2 protein-coding genes are annotated in these 3,474 nt (G+C 27.8%); both read right to left on the bottom strand.

The window, feature by feature from the left end; translation table 11 throughout:
* Positions 1 to 300 precede the first annotated feature (300 nt).
* Positions 301 to 2,058: an ATP-binding protein gene (locus ACW9UN_RS16850; protein WP_459487533.1), complete on the bottom strand. Its 1,758-nt coding sequence runs from the start codon at positions 2,056 to 2,058 to the stop codon at positions 301 to 303.
* Complete coding sequence (locus ACW9UN_RS16855; RefSeq protein ID WP_459487534.1) at positions 2,059 to 3,378, bottom strand: hypothetical protein; 1,320 nt, start codon at positions 3,376 to 3,378, stop codon at positions 2,059 to 2,061. It lies immediately after the preceding gene.
* Between the last annotated feature and the right edge of the window lie 96 nt (positions 3,379 to 3,474).

A 3,474-nucleotide genomic window follows, 5' to 3' on the forward strand; every position in this document is an offset into this window, starting at 1 on the left:
CCCACAAACAAGATAAAATTCCCACAATAATTTTTTCACGAGTGAAAGATAATTCAGCAATTGTTAAATTCCATTTTTAAGCGATTAAAAAATTACCACGAACAACTAAATTCAGACATTTTGGAAAGTTAAATTTTCATGTTTCTGAGTGTTTCCCACTATTATTTACAACGTGTTTGTGTATAATTAGTGGCGTGTTTAAGCACCTAATTTAGCAAATAAACACCAGATAGAAAATCCGCGAGGATTTTCGTAAGTAGGCGAGAACCAGCCATTAATTATACACGGTGTTAGAGCCAGTTATTCTTTTCGCCATCTTGAAATTACTTCACTAAATGTAACTTCTTTCCAATTATTCTCCCATTGACTATGAAACTTTACACTTTCAGATTTTGGTTCTGGGTCAGGCATTTCCATTTTTACAATTGCTGGCATAGGTGTTGAGTCTCCAACAATTAAACATTCGCCAGCAGATAGTGTCGGTAATATGTCTGTTATAGAATTTGCATTATTTGGAAGTAAACCTTTGATATAATTTTGGTCACTAATATTTGTTAGTCTTAAAGCAACAAAATTATTGCATTGAGAAAAAATAGTATCTGAAACCTCAGAAGGTCGTTGACTGACAACCATTAAACTCAATCCATATTTCCTTCCTTCCTTTGCAATTCTTTCTATTGATTTTTTTGAAGCTTTATATTCTGCTCCACCATTTTTTGGAATATAATTGTGAGCTTCTTCACAAACTATTAAAAATGGAATGTCATTTAGTTCTTGTGTATTGTGTTTTAATTTAGAATAATGGAAGGCAAAATCAAATACTAATCTTGATATTAAACTTACAGTTATACTTAAAACCTCAAAAGGTACACCACTTAAATCAATAATCGTAATATTTGATTTGTCTAAATAGCCAAGGAATTGTTTTAATATTTCTTCGAAATCATCTGTTTTATATAATGTGCCATCAACCTTATTAGGTTTTAATAAAAACTCTAATCTTTTGTCGTGTATTTTAGTTTCCAATCTTGATAAGAATCGATTAAATTCTCCATTGAAAGCACCATTACTTGCTTTTGTTGCTTTGGCTGTACTAGTTGTTACAAAATCTAATTTTTTGTCAAAGTACTTGTTTAAATCAGATATTAAAGTTCCATCAAGTAATTTTGGTTTTTGCTCTTCTCCATCTACTTTATTTATAACCTCATTGTTCATATTTGAAATGTAGTTATAAACTTCTTCAATACTAAAGTAAACAGGTGTGTCGTAGTTTACTTTTGATAATCCAGGATTATGTTTTTCTTTATTCTGTGTTACTGCTTTTTTAAATTGTGAAACTTGATTATGTGAATTTTGTTCGTTACTCTCAATAAATAGTGATTCTAATTCCTCAGAGTTCATTAACCAATAAGGAAGTTTTAATTTGTCAACATCAAGAGCATTTAGACTAAAGTTTTCTTTACTATCAATTTCAAATGCAGATTTATATTCGGAATGAATATCAAATATAATTACGTGAGCATTTTTCTGGCTTCCTTTATTTAAATTAGTTTTTTTGTTTATGCCTACAACATCTTGTAATATTTTAGCAACAGTACAAGATTTACCAGAACCAGTAGAGCCAACAACTGCAATATGTTTACTAAAAAAGCTATTTCCGTTTATATGTAGATTTATATCTCTATTTTGAATTAATTCTCCAAATTTAAATGAGTAATTACTGTCTTCACTAAAAATTTTACTCATTACAGATTCTGATATAATAAATACTTCTTCCGTTGGTGAAGGTAAAATAGAACTACCTTGTTTGAAGTCTTCCGAGTATATACCTATTGGTTGAGAATTGATTATATATTTTTTACTATCATCATTAATTTTTATACTTTGAATGACGCAAATGACATAATTATGATTTCCTTCTTTAATTTGTAAATACTTACCAATTTGAATTTCGTGCTTGTTTTTTTCAAAAGTTTCATCATCTTCTATCCTAATTATAATTGAATTTGAAGCGCTTTCGATTACAGTTCCTATTTTTATTAATTCTTTATTTTCCATTTATTCAAAATTGTCAGTTAGCATTAATAAATATTGCAGTTCTTTTAGGTTAGAAACTTCTAAAAATTCAACATTAATATCTTGAGTATCTATTTCTTTAAAATCTTTCTTTCCAATTATGAATAGGTCATCACTTTTTTTACTATTTATAGCTTTAGCAGTATCTCTATTGTAATTACAAATTCGTAGTTGGAATTCCCTCCAAGATTTTGTGGTAATTATTTCGGGTTCTCTCAAAAATTCTCCTTGATAAAAATCATTTCCTTTTAATCCATTTTGAAACTTTAATCCCTTTTGGTGTAACCTACTTTCTATTTGTGATATTAAATTCTCGTTATCTGTTTTTATACAGAAAACAGGTGTTTTACTATGAAGTTTAATTTTATAATGATATTTACTGATATAATCTGAGGTAAATTTTACTATTTTATTTTCAAAATCTTCAATATCCGATTCGTTGAATAGAAAATATCTTAGTCTGTGATTAGCTTGTAAGTTCAATTTTAACTGACTTCTTCTTTTCGTTAAAAGTTTTGAATAAGTTAATAGTTCCCTGGTCCATCTTGTTATTGCTGTTTTTTTACTCTTTTCTAATTCTGATATAAAATTTGTGTTATTTATTTTCCTGTCGTCAGAATTATGTAGAATACTTTTGTTAGCTATTTTTTGGATAGCATTTGGATAAAAAAGTTCCTCGATATCAACTTTTGTAAAGCCACTTTTAGTTTCTAGTAACTGTTTTATTTCTGCTATTAATGAATCAAAAGACTTTCCAATAATAAACTTAAATTTTTCAGGCTTTAAAAATTCGTCTATATCTATTTGTAACTCTAAGTCAGTAGCTGTTTCATAATATGTAGTAATTGTTTTAATTTCTACAGCACTTTTCTTAGATTTTAATAAGAGGTCTTTTATTGCTTGTGTTTTTGGTGGTTTTAATACTGAAATATACTTTAGATAAGATTTATCTTTTGATTTTAAGATTGTTTCGATATCACTTTTAGAAATTGTTTTTTCTCCTTCAGTTTCATCTGAAAAATGAGCGTAAAGTATGTATTGAACATTTTTATCTTTATTGTTAGCATAATGAACTAACATTTGCAAAATTGGTTTTGAAATGTCAGATGATTTATATTTTCCTTTTGTTTCGTGATATTTACATTGAATTGCTTTTGTCAATCCAGCTGATATTACATCAATATCTTCTATGATTCCTTCAACAGTTATTTCAGTTCCTTTCGGTTCAGATAATACTTGTTCAAGAGTTTTATTAAATTGATAAATAAATCCTTTGATTGTATAATCTGCTTCTCTGTTCATAGTTTTTTTTAATTGGCTCTAACGTTTATGTATATGGTTTGTTGCGTGTTTAAGCACCTAATTTAGTAAATAATTACTGACAAAGAAAATCCGCGA

The sequence above is a fragment of the Polaribacter litoreus genome (genome assembly GCF_054584775.1).